This is a genomic window from Clostridium sp. DMHC 10 (genome assembly GCF_001270375.1).
GTDB lineage: Bacteria > Bacillota > Clostridia > Clostridiales > Clostridiaceae > Clostridium_S > Clostridium_S guangxiense.
Map to the genome: position 1 here is coordinate 2560197 of NZ_LGVB01000015.1, position 22525 is coordinate 2582721.

The following is a 22525-nucleotide window of genomic DNA, read 5'->3' on the forward strand; positions in this document are numbered from 1 at the left end:
ATCAATAATATGGGCAATATAAATATATTCTTAATATTTATTGATTTTTTAGGAGGGATTTTACTATGGCAGATAGTAACAATGACAATAAAAAAGTACAACGTTCAAGCGGTGGTGGCTTTGCACAATGGCTTGGAAGATTAGCTCTTACAGCTGTTATATTAGCTATAACTTCATTTTTGACACCTGGTTTTAGCATTAGAGGATTGTGGTCATTCCTGTTAGCAGCAGTTATTATAACAGTAGTAGATTATTTTGTTGAATCCTTTATGGGTGTTGATGCATCACCTTTTGGAAAAGGATTAAAAGGATTTGTAATTTCAGTTATAATAATATATTTAACTCAATTTTTAGTCCCTAACATGAGGGCATCAATATTAGGGGCAATATTAGCAGCTCTTGTTATTGGAATAATAGATGCAGTTATTCCAGGAAGGGCGATGTAGCAATTGTTAAAAGAAAGCTGTTACACTAAATATATGTAGTCAGAATTTAAAAAGAATACCAACTAACTTAATCAGAGTACAGAGGACAGAGTACGGAGTACAGTGAATGTTGATTTATCCTCCTCCCGTCAGATAAATCTAAAATTATATAAAAACACAGTATGATGCTTAGCCGACTGAATGAACGCAATAATGCATTATCTATAAATGGCATCAGCAATAAGTTTTAGACTTTCTGTAGCAAAGCGGAAGAAAATCATCCTTCACTGTACTTTGTGCTCTGTAATCTGTACTCTGGTTTAAGGTTCGCAATCTTTATAAATTATGGCTTATCAATTTTAGTGCAGCAGCCTTTTTTCTATGTTAAATCTACAAGTCTTGCATTTGGCACGTAATCCTCTACTATTTTTCGCGTAAGGTTAAACCAACTTTTACATTTGTCAAGTATTATTGAGTCAGAGGTTACAATTCTTCCCATATCACAAAGTATATTATCAGCATTTGGGACAAGATCAACACTTATATTGCAATTCCAGGAAATGGAGTGAAGGAGTATTCTTTCTTTAAGTCTGCCAGAATTTGAAACAGGGGAATCAAGAAAAAATTTGACATTTGTAGCTTTAAAATCGTCAAAAGCTTCACCTATTATTTCTAGAGCTCTATCTGTTTTATCTATTAGGTGATAGCTGCCTTGAATACCTGCAATATCTCTTACTGCTCCATCGTTTCCAACTACAAGTATACCACCTGAAAGGGCTACTTCAAGGGTTATTATGAGGTTAAAACCATCTATATAAATGTTATCATTTTTTATATTTTCACAGGAAATAATTTTTGAAATTCTTTTTTCTATATCTTTCTTTGAACCAGTAGAACGTTTCAATGCTTGACGCTGGCGAATAGAAAATTGATAATGTCCTCCAACAAAATTCATTATAGAATTTGTATTATAATTTCTATTGAGAAGCCAGAATATTTCCTCTTGAGCTTTCTTTAATCTTATGACTTCTTTTTCGGAGAACCATCTTGAATCCTGGAAATCAACTCCACGATTAGCTGTTCTCAATGAAAAAAATCGTTATCTTCATCCAATTTAAGACACCTCTTTGTCTTTTTCAAGTTCAATTATGGTCATTATGCTGTAATTTGCGAGATCCATAAGTGTGTCTATTATACTCTCATCCTTAACTTCAGCGTCGTTTTTTATAAGCTGCTTAAATCTTTGAAGTTTATCATCTAGTCTTATGGCGGACATTATTGGCCCATATTCATCAAAACCTTTACCAAAGCTATCACCATAGTCCTTATTTTTAGCAGCATAAAGCTTATTAAGTTTTTCACATATTTCCTTGTGTTTATCCACTTTATTCATATGTAAAACTCCTTTCCTTTAGCACTATTGCTATTTTAAAATATTATACAATAACTTTTTTCAATATGGTATAATAAATAATGAAATTTTAAAAAAAATTTTTATAAGTTGGAGGAGACAGTGTGGATAGCGATTTTAAAACCTTTACTTCAAAAAATGATTATAAATATTTGATAGCTGATGTCATCCTAATTATACTTTCAATAACTGTAATTTTAAAAAATAAGCAGTCAAAGGTTGCAATGATTTTTATAGTAGTAGTAATTGTATATGTATTATATGATGTTAGCTGTACTATATATAGATATAGAATGGTAAAAAATAAAAGCTTGCCAGATTTGGAGATTAACTGTGAAAAGGTAGTTATATATAGTGGTTTCCCCATAAGAAAAACGGAAATTAGGTTTAGTGAAGTTGAAAGCATACTTGTTCCAAAATGGGATAAGCTTATAGAAATCAAATTAAAGAATAATACTAAAGCTAATATAAATTTAAGCACGTACAGCGAAAAGGATATAAAAGAAATAAAAATGCATTTATCGAAATACAATCCACTGTTATTCTTAAGAATGTTGATGGAAAAGATAATGTTAAAACCTATCATAATGTAAATGGAAAATGTTACACAAAGTAACAATACTTCGTCACATACACTTATGCGGGGTTTGGGCGTAAGCCATTATCCTTCTAGAATAATATAAAAGCACTTTTAATAATAAATCCTATAAATCTAAAGTGAAAAAATCATAAAGTCCTAAGATATTTCAATAACTTGCTGTGAAAATGTTCAAGCAGATTGAAATATCTAAGTATTTATAATTTTTTACTAAGATTTATAGGATTTTTTTAAACTGTTCCTTCAGCATTGTTACTTTGCTTTTTTGCTTAAAATACTTTAAATTTTTATAAATTTGTATTATAATATTTACATCAATACGAATTATATTGTTTACTAATAAAAAAATGTTCGTAAAAGTTAAGGAGAATGTAGATTATGCTTGATAAAGAGATGGTTAGAAGAATATTTGTTGTTAAGAAGGACGGCTTTGATGTTGAAGCAAAAGGAATTCTTAAAGATCTTAAAGAAAATCTGGGCATAGATGGACTTGAAAAAGTATCCGTGTTTAACAGATATGATGTGTCTGGCATAACTGATAAGGAGTATGAAGCTGCGAAGAAAATAGTATTTTCAGAAAGCACAGTAGATGAAGCTTATGATGAAAAAATAAATGTGGAAAAGAATGAAAAGATATTTGCAGTGGAATTTTTACCAGGACAATATGATCAAAGGGCAGACTCGGCAGCGCAGTGTATGCAGATACTTACAGGCAAGGAAAATGTGACAATAATTTCTGCGAGAGTAATAGTATTAAAAGGAAATGTAAGCGAAAGTGATTTTGACAAAATAAAGAAATATTTAATTAATCCTGTAGATTCAAGAGAAGCATCCCTAGAAAAACCTTCTACATTAAAAGTTCAATATAATCTTCCAGATACTGTTGAAACAATTGAAAAATTCATGAATTTTAGTGAAAGCGAACTTGAAGCATTCTTAAAAGATAGAGGACTTGCAATGAGTCTTGATGATTTAAAGTTTACTCAAGAGTATTTCAAAAATATAGAAAAAAGAAATCCAACAATTACAGAAATAAAGGTTATAGATACGTATTGGTCAGATCATTGTAGACATACAACTTTCCAAACTAGATTAAATAATATAAAGTTTGAGGATGGAAAGTATACAAAGGTAGTTAAGGCTGCTTATGAAGATTATCTTGAAACAAGAAAAGAAGTTTATGGAGATAAAAAGAAAGAGTTATGCTTAATGGATATAGCTGTTATTGGCATGAAAGCTCTTAGAAAAAATGGATATCTTGATGACCTTGATGCATCTGATGAAATAAATGCCTGCAGCATTGTTGTTGATGCAGATATAAATGGTAAAGCTGAAAAATGGCTAGTTATGTTTAAAAATGAAACTCATAACCATCCAACAGAAATTGAGCCATTTGGTGGTGCTGCTACATGCCTTGGTGGGGCAATAAGAGATCCATTATCCGGAAGATCATATGTATATCAGGCTATGAGAGTTACAGGAAGTGGAGATCCTAGAACAAGAATAGAAGATACAACAAAGGGAAGACTTCCTCAAAAGAAAATAACTCTTGGGGCAGCTCATGGATACAGTTCTTATGGAAACCAAATAGGTCTTGCAACAGGGCAGGTTTCAGAATGTTATGATGAAGGCTTTATAGCAAAGAGAATGGAAGTTGGAGCTGTAATTGCTGCTGCACCTAAGGAAAATGTTGTAAGAGAAGAGCCAAAGCCTTCTGATGTAGTTGTTTTACTTGGTGGTAGAACTGGAAGAGATGGCTGCGGTGGAGCAACAGGTTCTTCAAAGGAACACACAGTAAGCTCACTTGAATCTTGTGGTGCTGAAGTTCAAAAGGGAAATGCGCCAACTGAAAGAAAACTTCAAAGATTATTTAGAAACAAAGCTGTAAGCACTATGATAAAAAGATGTAATGATTTTGGAGCTGGTGGAGTTTCTGTAGCTATTGGAGAACTTACAGATGGACTTGATATAAACCTAGATTTAGTTCCTAAAAAATATGAAGGTCTTGATGGAACAGAACTTGCAATTTCAGAATCTCAGGAAAGAATGGCAGTTGTAGTAACTAAAGAAAATGCTGAAAAGTTTGTAGAATATGCTGAAAAAGAAAACCTTGAAGCTGTAGTTGTGGCAAAGGTAACAGATAGTAAAAGACTTAAGCTTTTCTGGAAAGGAAATGCTATAGTTGATATTACAAGAGAATTCCTTGATACAAATGGTGTTAGGCAAAATACAGATGTATTTGTACAGGCGCCTTGCGAAAAGCAAAGCTATTTTGATAAGGAAGAAAATTCAATAGATATAAAGGAAAAATGGTTAAATACTCTTTCTGATTTAAATGTATGCAGTCAAAAAGGACTTTCTGAAAGATTCGACAGCACTATAGGAGCAGGAACAGTTTTAATGCCTTTTGGTGGAAAATATCAAGAAACACCTGCTGAAGGTATGGCAGCTAAACTTCCTGTACTTGAAGGGGATACTACAACAGGAAGCTTAATGACTTATGGATACAATCCTAAAATAGGAGAATGGAGTCCTTTCCACGGTGCCATGTTTGCTGTAGTTGAATCACTTACTAAAATTGTGTGTATGGGAGGAGATTACAAGAAATCAAGACTTACTTTCCAGGAGTATTTTGAAAGACTTAATAAAGATGAAGAAAAATGGGGAAAACCTTTTGCAGCACTTCTTGGTGCACTTTATGCTCAAAAAGAATTTAAAACTCCTGCAATTGGGGGAAAAGACAGTATGTCTGGAACTTTCATGGATTTAACTGTACCTCCAACTTTAGTTTCTTTTGCAGTTAATGTTTTAAATGTTAACAAGGTAATATCACCAGAATTCAAGAAAGTTGGAAATAGGGTAGTTTTAGTTAAAGCTTTAAGGGATGAAAATGAACTTCCTGTATTTGATAAACTTAAAGCAAATTTTGATAAGGTTCATGAACTTATGGAAAAAGGCTGTGTTCTTAGTGCTCAAAGTGTTAGAAATGGTGGTATTTGTGCAGCAGTAAGCAAAATGGCATTTGGTAATAGAATAGGCTTTAAATTAAATGAAGCTTCAAATGTAGATTTATTTACAGAAGATTATGGTTCAATAATACTTGAACTTTCTTCAGATTTAGATTTAAAAGAAGCTTTTGGAGAAACTAAGTATGTTGAACTTGGAACAACTGAAAGAGAATATGAAGTTGACCTTGGAAAAACTGTAATTGACTTAAAAGAAGCTTATGCAGCTTGGACAAATACTCTTGAAAAGATATTCCCTACAAAAGCTGAAGTAGAGGAAAGGATAGAAATAAATGTAGAGCCTAAGTATGATAATACAAAAGTAAGCATTTTAAACAAGATTGCAAAGCCAAAGGTATTTATACCCGTATTCCCTGGTACAAACTGCGAATATGATTCTAAAAAAGCTTTTGAAAAAGCTGGGGCAGAAGTCAGCACAGTTGTATTTAGAAACTTAAAGGAAAGTGATATTGAAGCTTCTATAGAGGAATTTGTAAAGGAAATAAAAAAATCTCAAATAATAATGCTTCCAGGTGGTTTTAGTGCTGGAGACGAACCAGATGGTTCTGGAAAGTTTATAGCAGCTGTATTTAGAAATGAAAGAATTAAAGATGAGGTTATGAAATTATTAAATGAACGTGACGGACTTATGCTAGGAATTTGTAATGGCTTCCAGGCACTTATAAAACTTGGTCTTGTTCCATACGGGGAGATAAGAGAAATAGATGATAAATGTCCTACTTTAACTTACAATACTATAGGAAGACATGTATCACAAATGGTATACACTAAAATTGTTTCAACAAAATCGCCTTGGTTCTCAAATGTAGAAAAAGGAGATATACATTGCATACCTGTTTCACATGGTGAAGGAAGGTTTGCTTGTAGCTTAGAACTTACGAAAAAGCTTATGGAAAGTGGTCAAGTTGCAACTCAATATGTTGATTTAGACGGAAACTTAAGTTATGATACTAAAATTAATCCTAATGGTTCTGTTTGCTCAATAGAAGGTATAACAAGTCCAGACGGAAGAATACTTGGGAAAATGGCCCATTCAGAAAGATTTTCAAGTAATACTTATAAAAATATATTTGGAAATCAAGATCAGAAGATATTTAAGAGCGGAGTAGAATACTTTAAATAAATTAAAAAATAGGGCTGTCGCACTAAATATAAAAAATTGCGAACTAACTAAAGTGAAGGGTTTTAACCTCACTTTGCTCGTTAAAACCCTTCACTATTATGATTGCTTCACAATTTTTTTTAGTGTGACAGCCCCATTTTTTTTATAGTATTACAAATATACCTTTATTACACTTTTGCAGAAATGGTGTATAATAATATAAATGTTTATGTTTTTACGTAAGAGGTTGATGGTATGAGTAAGTATAAAATACTTTTAGTTGAAGATGAAAAACAAATGGCAATGTTCATTGAGATGGAACTTGTTCACGAAGGTTATAATGTTGATACGGCGTATGATGGAAGAGAAGGACTTAAAAAGATTGAAAACGGAGAATATAGTTTAGTATTACTTGATATAATGCTTCCGGGTTTAAATGGTATGGAAATTTGTAAGAAGGTTAGGGAATTTTCAGATATACCTATTATAATGTTAACGGCTAGAGGAGATGTGGAGGATAAGGTAAAAGGGCTTGACACTGGAGCTGATGATTATCTTACTAAACCATTTGCGATTGAAGAACTGCTTGCAAGAATAAGAGTTATTAGAAGAAAAAATTCTCCTAAAACAAATAAAAATGAAATTAAGATTCGGGATATTGTAATGAATAGAGATACTCATGAAGTTACAAGAGCTGGCAAATTAATTGAGCTTACAAAAAAGGAATATGATCTTTTAGAAATTCTTTTAGTTAATAAAGATATAGTTTTAACTAGAGAACAGTTAATTGAAAAAATTTGGGGTTATGATTATATTGGTGGAGACAATGTTGTAGATGTATTTATAAGATATCTTCGCGGTAAAATAGATGATGGATATGAAGATAAGCTTATTACCACTGTAAGAGGAGTTGGCTATGTCATTAGGGGAGATAAAAAGTGAGATTAAATTTTATACGCAAAGCTAAAATATCTGTAAAAATAACTACTATTTACGCATTTACATTTTCATTTGTACTTTTAATATTGAGTGCAACTGTTCTCTATGGGATTAAGTACTATTTAAATAATCAAGCAACTAAGCAGGTAAATGACATTACAAATATTATTTTCCCTAAGTTAACATATAAGGCTGATTTAAAAGATAAAAATTTATTTTATGATGTACCAGCTAATGAAAATATGCATATAAGGATAATAGCTTCAGATGGTAAATTAATAAATGAGTCAAATAAATTTAATTATCAAGTAAAAATTAAAAAGCCTTACAACAAAGTACGCCACTTAGAAGAAAAGGATAAGCATCTTCAGTATAAAAATGTAGAATTTAAAAACAAAAGCTATGGAATAGTATTTTTACAAGTAGTTAAAAATATGGATAGCGAATATGACTTTTTAACGGTATTGTTTGTCTTTATGGCATTAGCAGATTTTGTTGGTATAGTTTTATCTGTTTTATTAGGATATATAACAAGCAGAAGAATGCTTAAGCCTATTGAAAACATAACAAAAACAGCAGAAGATATAAGTATTAACAATCTAAAAGAGCGCATAAACGCTGAAGGACCTAATGATGAACTTAAAAAACTTTCATGTACTTTAAATAATATGATTGATAGGCTTCAAGAATCCTTTGAAAAGCAAAATCAATTTGTATCAGATGCTTCTCATGAACTTAGAACTCCAATAGCGGTTATTCAAGGCTATGCGAATTTGCTTGATAGGTGGGGAAAAGATGATAGGGAAGCATTAGAAAAATCAATTAAAGCCATTAAATTAGAGACTGTAAATATGGCTGAATTAATTGAAAAGCTGCTTTTTCTTGCAAGAAATGACAACGGAATCTTAATGATGGAAAAAAATCAATTTAAGTTAAAACAGCTGATAGATGAAGTGGTGGAAGAAACTAAGGTAGCAGAAACAAAAAAAATAGCAATAACCAATGGTGAAAATGCAGATATTAAAGTTTTGGCAGATTACAGATTGTTAAAACAAATGCTCAGGATTTTTATTGATAATAGTATTAAGTTTACGCCACAATATGGGAAAATTGATATAAGCTCAGTAGTACAAGGAAATAACGTCAAGCTAATTGTAAGTGACAATGGGAGCGGTATACCGAAGAACGAAATTGGAAAGATATTTGATAGATTTTATACTGTAGATAAATCTAGATCGAGGGAGAGCAGCGGAACGGGGCTGGGTTTATCTATAGCTAAACATATAGCAGCTATGCATAATGGAACTATAGAGGTAGAAAGTAAAGATGGAATAGGCACAAAAATAATTGTAAATTTAAAGATATTATAAAGTGGATATACTTTTGTATGTTCGCTTTATTTTTTCTTTAATTTTAATGTGATTTTAATCTTTTGGATTGATAATATACATCATAGTGAATTTGAGGTTAAATGATTGTAAGGAAATTTTATTATGGAGAAGGTGTTTATATGTATTTGACTATAAAAAGAAGAGTAAACAGTTTTGATAATTATATTCTATTTTTTATTAAAAATCATATTCAGAATAAATACTTAGATAAATTAATGCCCATGATAACGAATATGGGGAATTTAGGTGTCATTTGGATAGTTATGGCTGCTGCTTTAATATTAAATGAACCATATGAGTTAATAGGCTACATGGTAATACTAACGTTGATTATAAGTTCAATTGTTGGTGAGGGTATTATTAAGCATATAGTAAGACGTGCTAGGCCCTATAATAAGCAAACTAGCATTAAATTGTTGATTGCAAAGCCAATATCTTATTCTTTTCCTTCTGGACATACATTATCCTCATTTGCTGTTGCAGAAGTGTTATCAATGTATTTTGTTAAATATAAATTGATATTTATGGCCATTGCATGTTTGATTGCATTGTCCAGAGTGTATTTGTTTGTGCACTATCCAACGGATGTTATAGCAGGGATTATACTTGGAGTATTATTTTCAAAAATAATTTTTGTAGTTCTACAAGATAATGGATATATGCAAAGATTTATTGCTCTATATAATAATATATTTTAGAAAGGATGTAAAAAATGAATATGACAATTTTTAGATTTATAAATAATATGGCAGGTAAAAATCATGCTTTAGATTTGACAATGATATTTTTTTCAAAATACGTACCCTATATATTTATGCTTGCTATTGTATTCGTATTTATTACTGGAATTAAAAATAATAGCTTAAATTATAGAAAAGCAGCTATTAGCACTTTAATTATTACTATAATTAATTTAATTATAAACTTTATAATTGGTGGAATATATTACGTTGATAGGCCATTTGTTCATAATAAAGTGAATTTATTATTTCCGCATGTAAAAGATGCATCGTTTCCTAGCGATCATGCGGCAGGCACAATGAGTATAGCTCTTGGGTTAAAGGGATATAGCAAAGCTTTTAGAATTATATTTATTGTATTATCGTTTATAGTTGGATTTTCAAGGGTGTATGTTGGACAGCATTATCCTTCAGATGTTATAGGGGCATATATAATTGTTTTTGTATCAACATATATTTATAATTTTAAATTGAAAGATAAAGTTGAAGAATTGTATGGCAAAATTGAAAGTAAGTTAATGGTGAGTTTTGGTAGCAAGTTATTGGAGAAAATAAGAAACAGTTAATGAAGTAAGGAACGATTTAAAAAAAGTTCAATAAATCTTGGTGGAAAAATTTGTAAAATGCTTAGATATTTCAATCTGTCTGAGTGATAACGAGTTATTGAAATATCTTAGTATTTTACAATTTTTTAACCTTAGATTTATGGATTTTTTTAATGCTATAGATAAACCGCTTCAACTATTGAAATTTATGTGCAACATAATGCCCAGAAGACGGTATTTTGTTACAAATAAATTTCAAGTTTCAAGGTGGATTATCTTTACAAAGCACTGTTAATTCACTACTCTCCATATATCTCTGGCGTATTTTCTGATGGTGTTGTCACTTGAAAATGCTCCTGAATGAGCTATATTAATAATGGACATCTCACGCCATTTGCTTTGATTTTTATAAAGTTCATTTATTTTATTTTGAGCATCTATATAGGAAGCAAAATCTTTAAGAACGAAGAATTGATCATTATTTGCAATAAGATATTTGTGTATATCTGAGAATTCAGAAGTAGGTACTCCTAAGGATCCATTTACCAAATTGTCAAGTATTTTCTTGAGTCTTGGATCTTTATTGTAGTACTCTGTTGAATTATAATTTTTCTTCTTCTCATATTCCATAACCTCATCTTTTCTCATGCCGAATATAACTATATTGTCATCACCAACTTGATCACGTATTTCAACATTTGCACCATCAAGAGTTGCAATGGTAATAGCTCCATTCATCATAAGTTTCATATTTCCAGTTCCAGAAGCTTCTTTAGTTGTGGTAGATATTTGCTCGCTTACGTCAGCAGCTGGTATTATTTTTTCAGCTAGAGATACAGAATAATTCTCCAAAAATATGACTTTGATTTTGCCATTTACTGCAGGGTCATTGTCCACAAGGTCAGCAACTGTATTAATAAGCTTTATTGTCTGTTTTGCAAGATAATATCCAGGAGCAGCCTTTGCACCAAAGAAAAATGTTCTTGGGACAATATCTAGATTAGGATTATCTTTGAGCCTATAGTAAAGATCAAGTATATTAAATATATTTAAAAGCTGCCTTTTGTATGCGTGGAGTCTTTTTACCTGTACATCAAAAATAGAATTAGGATCTATGGTAATATTGTGTTTGCTTTTAAAGTAATTTGCAAATTGAATTTTATTAGCTTGTTTTACTTCATAAATTTTATCCTGAAAATTTTTGTTTTTTGAATATGAAAGAAGGTTAATAAGTTTTATTGGTTCCTTTATCCAATTTTGACCTATATTTTTTGTTATTAAATTTGCAAGTTTAGGATTTGACTGTAAAAGCCATCTTCTATGAGTGATTCCATTGGTCTTATTATTAAACTTTTGAGGAAAGAAGTTATAGAACTTTGAAAGTTCTCTTTCTTTTAATATTTCAGTGTGCAGTTTTGCAACTCCATTTACAGAATGACTTCCTACAATGCAAGGTAAGCCATTTTTACATAACCATCGCATATAATAGCCATATCATGTACTATATTTAAGTCATCATATTTAGCATAAACATCTTTACAAAATCTTTCGTTTATTTCATTAATTATCATAAAAATTCTAGGAAGTAATTTTTTGAAAATACTAGTAGGCCATTTTTCAAGCGCTTCAGTGAGAATAGTGTGATTTGTGTAAGACATTATATTTGTAGTTATTCTCCAAGCTTCATCCCAGTCTAGCATTTCATCATCTACAAGTATTCTCATAAGCTCAGCTACTGCGACTGCAGGATGAGTATCATTTATTTGAATTTGAATGTATTCATCCAGTTTATTTATAGGCTTATGCATTTTTTTATAAGTTCTTATTATACTTTGTAGTCCTGCACTTACAAAAAAGTACTGCTGCTTTAGTCTAAGTATCTTTCCTTCAAGTCTTGTGTCATCAGGATAAAGTACTTGGGATATTGATTGAACAGAATATTTATGTTCAACTGCTTTGGTATATTCGCCTCTGCTGAAGGAGTCAAAATCAAAATCTTTATCAAGTGTTTCTGCACTCCATAATCTAAGTGTATTTACAGTATCATTTTTATATCCTACTATTGGAGTATCATAAGGAACAGCTAGAACAGGTTCAAAATTTTCATGCCTAAAAGTTAATCTATCATTCTCTAAAACAGGTGTAACTTCTCCTCCAAATTTTACAACCACTGCTTTATCTTCTCTTCTAACTTCCCATACATTTCCATTTTTTAGCCAATTATCAGGTATTTCAACTTGATATCCATTAACTATTTTCTGTTCAAAAAGTCCATAATCATATCTTATTCCACAGCCGTGACCTGGTATTCCTACAGAAGCCATTGAGTCTAAGAAACAAGCAGCAAGTCTTCCAAGTCCACCATTTCCAAGTCCAGCATCATGCTCAACTTCTAAAAGTTCATCTAAATTAATGCCAAGCTCTGCTAGAGCCTCCTTGCACATATCTTTTATTCCTAAATTTAAAAGGTTACTTCCAAGTAATCTTCCTATTAAAAATTCCATTGAAAAGTAGTAAACCTGTTTTTTCTCCTTGCGGCTATATCTATAATTACTATTCATCCATTTTTCAGAACTATAATCTTTTACTAAAGAACTAATAGCATAATATTTGTGAAAATCCGAAGCACTGGAAATATCTTCGGCATATAGAGCAGTAAGCTTCCTTTTAAAATCCTTCTTTAAGGTTTCCTTATCGATTTGCATATAAAATTACCTCCTTTAATCATAAATCCCCTTTGAATTTGAAGTGTAAAATGTAAGAAAAGATTAATTATTGATAATAGTTAAAATTATTTAAGTTTTTAAATAACTTATGATGTAATATTACAACTTTTGAGAATTTTAGTCAATGAAGTTTATCGAAGTATATAATACCTATATTTGTATTATATTTAATAAGTGGGAATACCAGAACCTGTCTGTATTATATTAAAGAAATGGGCTGTCGCGCTAAGAATTAATTCAATTGTAATATCTATATTTAGTGCAACAACCCCTTTAGCATAGTTTTACTAGAAATGAATTTTAACTAAAAAGGATTGTGCTACATCTTTTGAACGTTTGATGCTTGTAGTCCCTTTGAACCTTTTACAACATCATATTTTACTTCTTCACCTTGATCTAAGGTTTTTTAGGGCCATTTTCTTTTATGGATGAATAATGAACAAATACATCATCTTCTCCTTCAGAAGAAATAAATCCATAACCTTTTTCAGGATCAAACCATTTTACTGTTCCTATTTTCATTCTATACCTCCATTAAATTTAAAGATATACTTAGTATTAGCAAAAATGATTAAATTAATGTAAAATAATCTTAAGCAGAGTAGAGAGTAAAGAGTAGAGAGTAGAGTGATGGTTGATTTTTCTCCGTTATGCTTGGAAAAATCTAAATTTAATGCTTGCGCATGCCGTAAAAGATAGTGATCAGCGCAGCTGACAATATATAAGTTCAAAGATTTACCTGAGAGAAACGAAAGGTAAATCAACGCTTACTGTACTCTCTACTCTAAGATTTTTAAAATTACCTGTGAAATTATAGTATTTGTAATTTTAATATTTCAGGGACTACATTTAAAAGAAGGGTGGTGTTAGGTTGAAAATTGGATTGGCACAAATGGATATTGCTTGGGAAAATAAAGAGGAAACTAAAAAAAGGTGCATTAAATTTTTTGAAAAAGCATTAAAAGAAAAGGTAGATTTATTGATTTTTCCAGAAATGACGCTTACGGGGTTTTCTATGAATGTAAATAAAATTGGCCAGAAGAATTTGGAAACTGTAAAATGGTTCTCTGAAAAGTCAAAGGAATATAATATATGTGCGGGTTTTGGCTTTGTAGATATTAAGAATAACATGGGTAAAAATAATTTTTCAGTATGCACTCCTGATATAGGTGAAATATCAAGGTATACAAAAATTCATCCATTTTCATATGGAGAAGAAGATAAGTATTATATAAAAGGAGAAGAAATTAAATATTTTAATATAAATGATATAAATTTTTCTACATTTATATGTTATGATTTGCGCTTTCCGGAAATATTTACGGCAGCTTCTAAAAAGGCTGAAGTTATATTAGTAATTGCAAATTGGCCAGAGTCTAGGAGAGAACATTGGATAACACTTTTAAAAGCAAGAGCTATTGAAAATCAATGTTACATTGCTGCAGTAAACAGAGTTGGAGAAGGAGATGGGCTATATTATTCTGGTGATTCTATGGTTATAGATCCATATGGAAAGGTAATTTGCACCTGCAAAGATGAGGAAAAGCTTCTTACAGCTGATATTGATAAAGAAGAAGTTAGAAAGTGTAGAGAAAAGTTTAGATTTAAACAGGATAGAAGGGAAGAGCTGTATAAAAGGCTATTTTAGAGATGGACAACATGGAAGATTAAAACGGCTAATACACAATTCATGCTGACAAACTGGAATTTAGCTCAATGCACAATTCACAGTTCACAATGCACAATGAAGGTAGATTTACCTTTCGTTATTCTCAGGTAAATCTTAGAACTTAATAGTGTCAGCTACGCTGAGCACTATATTTTAAGCGCTTTGCGTGCATTAAGTTTAAGATTTTTTGTAGCGACAGCTTTCCCCTGTTTGTATTTCTTTAAAGACTAACATAATTCTCTCATGTTTTTTTACCATCAGAAGAAGCTCCTTTTTGCTTTAAATATAACATATAAAAAATATATTTAAAAAACAAATTTGGATTTTTATAAAATCCAAATTTTTTTCTTAAGTTGATGACATTGTACGCCCAAACCCCGCGTATGATTACTCTCCTTCGCAGATTAGGCATTGGGGAGTTAGTCTATAAATCATGTCTTTCCTTTCAACGATGATCTTTACTTTTTCTTTTAATATATTGTCTTCCATAACTTTACTTACAAGTTCCTTTGTTGGATTCATACATATTGGATTTCCAACTGCCTTAAGCATAGATAGATCCCCCGCTGTGTCACCGTATGCATAGCTTTTAGTTAAATCCAAATTATATTTCGTCTCCATTTCCTTTATAGCTTTGTCCTTACTTATACTATCCCACATAGGAATAACTTCTCCTGTATATATTCCATTTTTATCACCAAATATATATTCCGCTCCTTTATAATCATCAAACCCATATTTATTTGCCATCTGCTTTACAAGTTCAAGAGGACTTCCAGAAATAGTTATCACCTTATGACCATTCGCCTTATGCCATTTAATTCTATCTCTAGTATAAGTATATACCCTATCACCTTTTTGCCTAACTACTTGCCTTGCTATAAATTCTACCTGTGATCTATGGAGCCCCTTAACTGCATCGATATAAATTTCCGCCATTTTAAGGAGGTAATTATCATAATCCCCCTTCCTTGTATCCCATTTCTTAAATTCCGGCTGTACTTCCTCGTACCATTTTTTAGGATTTACAATTTCATATTTAATAAGTTTCTTAAAAACCTCCGTTATTAGCCCCTCTCTATACAAGGTCCCATCTATATCAAAAAAAGCTCCTATATTTTTCATTTGCACCCCACCAATTCAACTAACAAATTATTTTTTACTATATATAATATAACTTATTTGACAAAATTACCACTAAAATTTTTTATTCTTCAGTTAAACCGCTGCTTTTAAATTGCTTTACAAATCTTTCATTTATCTTATTTGCTCTTTCTTTAAATAAAATCCCGATGATCAAGAATACGACAAAATAAATAAGCAGCAATATTATATTATATAATAGTTCATAAAACACTATCCCGGCTACCAGTTCCCTCATACCTCCTATAGAATACGTGAACGGCAATAATGGATTTATATTTTTAAAAAATGGAGGTATTAATTCCACAGGAAATGTACCACCTGAAGCAGACACCTGAAGCACCATTAATATCATTACAATTGCCTTTCCTATATTATTAAGCACAGAAACTAAAGTATAAGTTATCATCGTAAATACAATACTCACATATACACTGAAAATCACAAATAAAATTGGAAACAATACATAAGTCTTAAGTAAAAGCATATCACCTATGCTAACTACAAGTGCCTGTGCAGTAGTAATTGTTGAAAAGGTCAAAAATCTACCTAAAAATTTTTCTCTTGAACTTAGTTTTGTGCCATTTTTTAATTCCATAGGTTCAACAGATAACAATGAAAGAAGTATAAATGCTCCTACCCATATTGCAAGCGTAGTATAAAAAGGTGACATAGCAGAACCGTAATTAGGAATAGGAAATATCCTATTTTCCTTAATATCTATTGGATTAGAAAGGAAGTCACTTTCTGCTATAGCATTTTTCTCAAGCATCCTTACAATTTCTTCGTATCGTCCGTCCGCATTAAGTTTTCTTAACCTATCAGCACTAGAATGTACATCACTTTCAATTGATGGAAATTTATTTTTTATATTTTGCAAAGCAATAATACCTGAAGAAGTTTGCCCACTTGCAATTCCAAGCAAATTGTTTAAAACTGGTAAATTATTTTGAGCTCCCTCTAAAATTGTTATTGTATTTTGAGATATTCCCGAGAAGCTATTCACAGCACTATTTATAGCAGGAGCTGTAACATTATCATATTGATTTATTAAACTATCTATTTGATTAGATATATTTTGAGCATCTTGAATTAAATCCTTAAGAGGTATATTTCCAACAGTGTTAGAACCATTCTGAAGTAACTTTACTGCATTGTCCGCATTATTAGCTTGGGAATCAATTTTATTTTTTATATTAGCTAAGCTTCCTTTAAATTGATTCAAAGTTCCTGATAGGCTTGATGCAGAAACATTAGGTCCGCTTGTCGATTGACTAAGACCTGTAATCATAGATTGAAGCATACTTATATCATTGCTTATCTTTGCTGAACTATTTACATAGTTAGTTTTTACAGTATTTAAAACCTGTATTAAACTAGGCATATCCAAAGTATTAATTTGCTGTGCCCCACTTAAAAGGCCTTTTATCGTATCCGATGAACCTCTGGCAATTTCCTCATCAGCCTTCACAACAGCAGCAATAACATTTGTAGACGCTCTAACCTGACTTAAATATTTATCATTGGTCTTTACAATACTTAAAGTTCTATTTAAAGTATCTGATATTACTGGTATGTTGCCTTGAACAGTCTTTATATAGCTTTTAAGAACTATTGCCCCTGAATAAGTATTATCTATATTTCTTGATATCTCAGGCATTTTATTATCAAGGTCAATGATTGTATCCGCTAATCTTTGAAGTGCAGGCTTATTTTTTTCCAGTTCTGTTCCAAATTTATTTAAAAAGTTAAAAATCATATTACTTGATGTTTTTATAAATTCCTTATTTATTTCATCTCTTAAGCTAGCTGCGCCCTTATCTGTAATTTTTGTCGCTATAGCATTTTTCTTCTCGTTTACCGAATAAATTAACTCTGCTCTTATTGGTTTTTCCTCAGTAACCACAGATATTAAATCCCTCGAAAAATTTTCAGGTATAGTTATCGTGGCATAATACTTTCCACTTCTTATTCCATTTAAAGCCTCCAAACCATCTGTAAACTTCCATCCTATTTTATTATTGCTTTTAAGCTGGCTTATAATTTCACTTCCTGCATTTATGCTTGTTTCTTTATAACTAGCTCCTCTATCTTTATTGACAACAGCTACAGATAACCCCTTGGTATTTGAATATGGATCCCAACAGGCTTTTATATTAAACCATGCATACAGTGATGGCAAAGCAATAAGGGCTAATATTATTCCGAATGTAACATAGTTAGTTAAGATAGTTCTAATATCTCTAAAATAAATTTTAATTATATTTCTAATTTCATCTTTTATCTTAAAATTCTTCATATGTACACCACCCTTTTAGACTTAGTATACACTTTTTAAATTAAAAGCTATGTTTAACTAAAACTCAAAAAATAAAACTTCGCAAAAAACCAAAATTTTGCGAAGTTTATCTTTTTTTCTACATTATATAGAAATTAAATTTATTTAATTTAAGATACAGCCAATATAATTAAAACTATAAATTCTTTTACCTGTACTCTTCCTGGTCTCCTGATACAAGTTCAGAATTTGATTTAATGTATTCTACAAGATCATCAATGGTAGTATAAGCAAGTGCAAGGAACGTATCTGCAGCTCCATAGTATATTGCAATTCTTCCAGTTTCAGCATCACAAAGTGTAGCACATGGAAATGTAACATTAGGAACAAATCCTCTAGTTTCATATTCTTTTTCAGGGGTTAAAAGATAATCTCTAGTTCTATATAAAACCTTAGATGGATTGTCTATATCCAAAATAGCTGCTCCAAAACTATATACAAAACCATTGCAAGTGCTTGAAACTCCATGATAAAATAAGAGCCATCCTTCTGAAGTTTCAATTGGTGCTGCTCCTGCACCTATTTTTACTGACTGCCACCAACTGCTTGCTCCACCTTTAGCCATAACTCTTCTGTGTTTTCCCCAATATTTCATGTCTGGACTTTCACTTAAAAATATGTCTCCAAATGGCGTATGCCGCTGTCACTTGGTCTGCTTAACAATAAATACTTATCATTAACTTTTCTCGGAAATAGGACGCCATTTCTATTAAATGGTATAAAAGGATTTTCAAGCCTTGTAAATTCCTTAAAATCTCTTGTTTTTCCTACTGCAAGCGATGCACCACCAAAATCCGTACACCAAATTATATAATAATCATCTTCTATCTTAACTAGACGTGGGTCATACGAATAATTCGGTTCATATGGATTTCCATTCTCATCCTTCCAGTGAATTTGCTCATCTTCTAAATCCCATTTTACTGCATCTTTACTTCTTCCAATATATAATTGTGGTTTCCCACTTTTTCCTTCAGCTCTAAAAATTCCTATAAAACCATCTTCCAAGGGAACAACTGCACTGTTAAAAACTCTTGCAAGCTTATTTGTAGGATTCCAATCTATTATTGGGTTTCCTTCATGTCTCCATACAACATGGTTACAATTTGCCGGCTTATCCTGCCATGGTATGTTTTTTAAATTATCTCCTATAATCTTCACTTTGCTCATAATAAAACCCTCCTATTATCAGTCCTTAACAGCTCCATCTGTAATTCCTGAGAAAATAAATTTTTGTAAGAATATATATACTACTAAAGTTGGAATCATAATTGCAATTATTGCCGCACTCATAAGATTATACTGAGTATTTTGATTAGTTGAAAATCTCATTAATGCTGTACTTACAACTGCTAATGATGGATCGTTCATATACAAGTTAGGTGCTAACATATCATTATAAACAGCTATGATTTTAAAAATAAGCATTGTAGCAATAGCTGGCTTCAACTGTGGTAGTATTATTGATCTGAATATCTTAAAATATGATGCTCCATCTAGAAATGCACTTTCATCTAAAGCTTTAGGTATTTTACTAATATATTGAACATACATATATAACTGCATTATATCTGCTCCTATATATGTTAAAATTCCTGCCCATCTAGTATTTAATACGTGAAGATCTTTCATTAAAACAAAAGATGGAACTTGTGTTAATACTACAGGAACTAATGTAGGTATAAAAAACATAACAAATACTACAGTTTTAAATTTAAAATTAAATCTAGCAATTGCATATGCAGCAGCTGCATTAAGTATAATACTTATAAAAGCTGAAACTACAATTAAAAAAATTGTATTACCATAAGCCAATAATAAATGTCCTGTACTAAAAACTGTTTTATAATTGTCAAAGTTTAAAAAACTTTTTGGAAGCTCAAAAGCTCCTGTATACATATACTCTCTGTTTGTCTTAAAAGATGCAATAACTATTATAGCAAGAGGAACAAGGATAAAAAGTACAAGGACAAACAATAATATCCAATTTAGAATTTTTCCTATTGGGCTTTGTATTTCAGTAGAGGTTTGTATAGGTCGCTTGTTCTTTTTTAACTTCACCATATCATTCCTCTTTAAATTTATCATATCATTCCTCATCCTTTCCTAATGCTAACTTTTGAATAGCTATTAAAATAATAACAAGAATTAATAACATAACGCTCATTGCTGATGCCTTACCATATTTATTATCGTTAAATGCCAAATATAAAGATTTAGTTACAAAAGTATCTGTTAATCCTGCTGGTCCTCCATTTGTCATTACATAAACCTGAAAATACGCTTGAAGTGAACCACTTATCCCTGTAAATAATAAGTATTCAAGAATACTTTTTATGTTAGGAATCGTAATATATATGGCTGTCTGCAAAAATCCTGCGCCATCAATACTTGCTGCTTCATAAACATCATTAGGTATTGACTGAAGTGCTCCTAATATTAAAACCATATTAAATCCTGTATACATCCACATGCTTATAAACGCTAATGAAAAATTTCCCATATAATTTGCAGGGAAAAAGGTTTTAACATGAACACCAAATATTGAAAGAAATTGATTTATAGGTCCTTTATTTGCATCATATAAATAACTAAACATAAATGCAACAGCAACGCCATTTAAAATATATGGTAAAAAAAGTACCGATTTAAAAAAATTCCTACCTCTTAATTTTCCATTTAATATTATTGCAAGATAAATAGCAAGTGCAGTTTGGATAAACATTACAATTAAATAAGCTCCATTGTTAAGCACTGCAGTTATCGCTTTGCTATCGTGAAATAAGTCCACATAGTTTTTAAATCCAACATAATGAAGTTTTGGATCAAGACCATCCCAATTTGTAAAACTATATTGAAAAAGTTTAAAAGCTGGATAATAGCAAAATACTATTAGCATAGCTATTGGAATTATTAGAAAGCTGACTATAACTATTTTTCTTTGTGTTTTAATGCTTGTACTACCAAACATATACTTCCTCCTTTTCTGATATTTTATAAATAGGGAATCTTTATGATTCCCTATTTATAAAAACAATCTTAGTCATTTCCAACGGTTTTTCTTGCCGCAGCAAATTTATCATTATCTTGTTTAATTACACTATTTGGATCATTTGTAATCATATATTTTTGTAAATCCTGTTCTAGATTAATTTCTGATTCCTTCCATGTTTTATCAACTTTGTCTTCTGTGGCTTTTTCTGTTATTATAGGCAAGTTAAATGAAAGTAATTCATCTAAACCTGGAACGCTTTGTTTTGCTCCTTTAATTGGAGAAGCAATATCTAATGCTTTTTGATATTTAGCGCCATCAAATAACCATTTTAAGAATGCTTTAGTTTCTGTTATATGCTTAGAGTTTTTAGCAATACCCAAGCACCAATCTCCACTCATTACCAATGCCTTTGATCCCGGGAATGGGAACATCCCTATATCTTCTGCTTTTGCACCATTTTGTACAACTTGTGGTGGAAACCAAGTTCCAAGATAAGTCATTGCTGTGGTTCCTTGAGCCATTGCTTTCTTTGAGTTATCCCAGCTAGTTGACATTAAGTCTTTTTCTAAGTAACCCTTTTCCTTCATTGTCCTCATAAATTTAAATCCATACAATAAACCATTAGGATCATCAAAGGGATTTTTTGTTGCGAAACTATTATTATAGTTTTCATCACCTGTTTGTGCACATGCAAGATCATGATTATTTGAGAATGGATCTAAAGGCCACCCATCTTTATAGTTACTTGCAAATGGCACCATACCAGCTGCTTTTAATTTTTCGCAATCAGCATAAAATTCATCCATTGTTTTTGGAGGAGTAGTTATTCCTGCTTTTTTAAATGATTGCTTATTATAGAAAACACCTGTATAACTTACAGTAGTATTTAAACCATACAATTTTCCATCATATTCACCTTTATCATAAACGTTTAAATTATCTTTGGTATATCCTATATCTGATATATCAGCATAATATTTTGGATAATCAGGTTTCTTCATTGTACCAATTACACAAGACAAATCTGGAAGTTCACCACCTGCTGCTTTTGTCTTCATAACTCCATCACTGTCTTTTTCAGATTCAATCTTTATTATTATATTGGGATGTGCTTTGTGATACTTATCAGCTAAATCCTTAAGAGTTGTACCTGCCATATCGGTTCTATTTGTTTCCCAAGTTAAAGTTACTTTTGCATCACTTGAGCCACTACTACTTGTACCACAACCTGCCAAGACCGATGTCATCATCACTGCACTAACAATAATTGAAAATATTTCTTTTTTTCTTTAACACTTTTATTCCCCCTTTTAGCGTTAATATATCATTTTCTAAAATGCAAAATGATAAAACACTAATCCTTTTAATTAATTATGTTATTTTCATCTGATACTTATATTATAATTTTATATATTGACCATTTAAATTACATCTATTCAGTTTTGTTAACATAAATTCAGCTCTTGAAAACGTTTTT

General features: G+C 31.0%; 15 protein-coding genes and 3 pseudogenes. 8 read left to right on the forward strand and 10 right to left on the reverse strand.

The genetic code is table 11. From position 1 onward, the window contains the following. The first annotated feature begins 65 nt into the window (after window positions 1-65). Window positions 66-446: a phage holin family protein gene (locus AGR56_RS14375; protein WP_053242808.1), complete on the forward strand. Its 381-nt coding sequence runs from the start codon at window positions 66-68 to the stop codon at window positions 444-446. A gap of 358 nt (window positions 447-804) precedes the next feature. Here the strand turns inward: AGR56_RS14375 and AGR56_RS14380 are convergent, their stop codons facing one another. Next, the gene (locus AGR56_RS14380) at window positions 805-1512 is read right to left on the reverse strand and encodes a DUF434 domain-containing protein (RefSeq protein WP_053242809.1); all 708 of its coding nucleotides are present in this window, start codon (window positions 1510-1512) and stop codon (window positions 805-807) included. A 27-nt stretch (window positions 1513-1539) separates the two neighbouring features. After that, on the reverse strand, window positions 1540-1818 hold the full coding sequence (locus AGR56_RS14385; RefSeq protein ID WP_053242810.1) for a DUF1599 domain-containing protein: 279 nt from the start codon (window positions 1816-1818) through the stop codon (window positions 1540-1542). Window positions 1819-1940: 122 nt separating this feature from the next. On the opposite strand from AGR56_RS14385, the gene AGR56_RS14390 reads away from it, so the two are divergent. From AGR56_RS14390 to AGR56_RS14415, 6 genes are all read left to right on the forward strand, one after another. After that, entirely contained in the window at window positions 1941-2429 is a 489-nt protein-coding gene (locus tag AGR56_RS14390) for a hypothetical protein (protein ID WP_053242811.1), read from the forward strand. Window positions 2430-2827: 398 nt separating this feature from the next. Then, window positions 2828-6583: a phosphoribosylformylglycinamidine synthase gene (locus AGR56_RS14395; RefSeq protein WP_053243346.1), complete on the forward strand. Its 3756-nt coding sequence runs from the start codon at window positions 2828-2830 to the stop codon at window positions 6581-6583. A 234-nt stretch (window positions 6584-6817) separates the two neighbouring features. Continuing rightward, window positions 6818-7504: a response regulator transcription factor gene (locus AGR56_RS14400; RefSeq protein ID WP_053242812.1), complete on the forward strand. Its 687-nt coding sequence runs from the start codon at window positions 6818-6820 to the stop codon at window positions 7502-7504. Then, complete coding sequence (locus tag AGR56_RS14405; RefSeq protein ID WP_053242813.1) at window positions 7501-8871, forward strand: ATP-binding protein; 1371 nt, start codon at window positions 7501-7503, stop codon at window positions 8869-8871. Before AGR56_RS14400 ends, AGR56_RS14405 begins: the two co-directional genes overlap by 4 nt. Before the next feature lie 140 nt (window positions 8872-9011). Then, a complete protein-coding gene (locus tag AGR56_RS14410) occupies window positions 9012-9590 on the forward strand; it encodes a phosphatase PAP2 family protein (RefSeq protein ID WP_053243347.1) in 579 nt (192 codons plus the stop codon). 14 nt (window positions 9591-9604) lie between these two features. Continuing rightward, complete coding sequence (locus tag AGR56_RS14415; protein WP_053242814.1) at window positions 9605-10198, forward strand: phosphatase PAP2 family protein; 594 nt, start codon at window positions 9605-9607, stop codon at window positions 10196-10198. 270 nt (window positions 10199-10468) lie between these two features. On the opposite strand, the pseudogene AGR56_RS14420 reads toward AGR56_RS14415, so the two are convergent. Together AGR56_RS14420 and AGR56_RS14425 are read right to left on the reverse strand one after the other, a co-directional pair. Further along, a pseudogene (locus AGR56_RS14420) lies at window positions 10469-12882 on the reverse strand (glycogen/starch/alpha-glucan phosphorylase). Window positions 12883-13222: 340 nt separating this feature from the next. Then, window positions 13223-13425, reverse strand: a pseudogene (locus AGR56_RS14425) (cold shock domain-containing protein). Window positions 13426-13774: 349 nt separating this feature from the next. On the opposite strand from AGR56_RS14425, the gene AGR56_RS14430 reads away from it, so the two are divergent. Next, window positions 13775-14551, forward strand: a complete 777-nt coding sequence (locus AGR56_RS14430; protein WP_053242815.1) for a carbon-nitrogen family hydrolase — start codon at window positions 13775-13777, stop codon at window positions 14549-14551. Between the two features lie 408 nt (window positions 14552-14959). On the opposite strand, the gene AGR56_RS14435 is transcribed toward AGR56_RS14430, so the two are convergent. The 6 genes and pseudogenes from AGR56_RS14435 to AGR56_RS14460 all read right to left on the reverse strand — a co-directional run bounded on the left by AGR56_RS14435 (window position 14960) and on the right by AGR56_RS14460 (window position 22298). Further along, window positions 14960-15697, reverse strand: a complete 738-nt coding sequence (locus tag AGR56_RS14435) for an HAD-IB family hydrolase (protein WP_053242816.1) — start codon at window positions 15695-15697, stop codon at window positions 14960-14962. 82 nt (window positions 15698-15779) lie between these two features. Next, the gene (locus AGR56_RS14440) at window positions 15780-18014 is read right to left on the reverse strand and encodes a YhgE/Pip domain-containing protein (RefSeq protein ID WP_053242817.1); all 2235 of its coding nucleotides are present in this window, start codon (window positions 18012-18014) and stop codon (window positions 15780-15782) included. A gap of 187 nt (window positions 18015-18201) precedes the next feature. Further along, window positions 18202-19223: pseudogene (locus tag AGR56_RS14445) on the reverse strand (glycoside hydrolase family 130 protein). Between the two features lie 18 nt (window positions 19224-19241). After that, window positions 19242-20141, reverse strand: coding sequence for a carbohydrate ABC transporter permease (locus AGR56_RS14450; RefSeq protein ID WP_242851467.1), 900 nt, complete (start codon window positions 20139-20141; stop codon window positions 19242-19244). 1 nt (window position 20142) lies between these two features. Continuing rightward, window positions 20143-21024 carry a sugar ABC transporter permease gene (locus AGR56_RS14455; RefSeq protein WP_053242818.1) on the reverse strand — a complete coding sequence of 294 codons (882 nt, stop codon included), beginning with the start codon at window positions 21022-21024 and terminating at the stop codon, window positions 20143-20145. Between the two features lie 68 nt (window positions 21025-21092). Then, window positions 21093-22298 (reverse strand): extracellular solute-binding protein, encoded by a 1206-nt coding sequence (locus AGR56_RS14460; protein ID WP_053242819.1) that lies wholly within the window; start codon window positions 22296-22298, stop codon window positions 21093-21095. Between the last annotated feature and the right edge of the window lie 227 nt (window positions 22299-22525).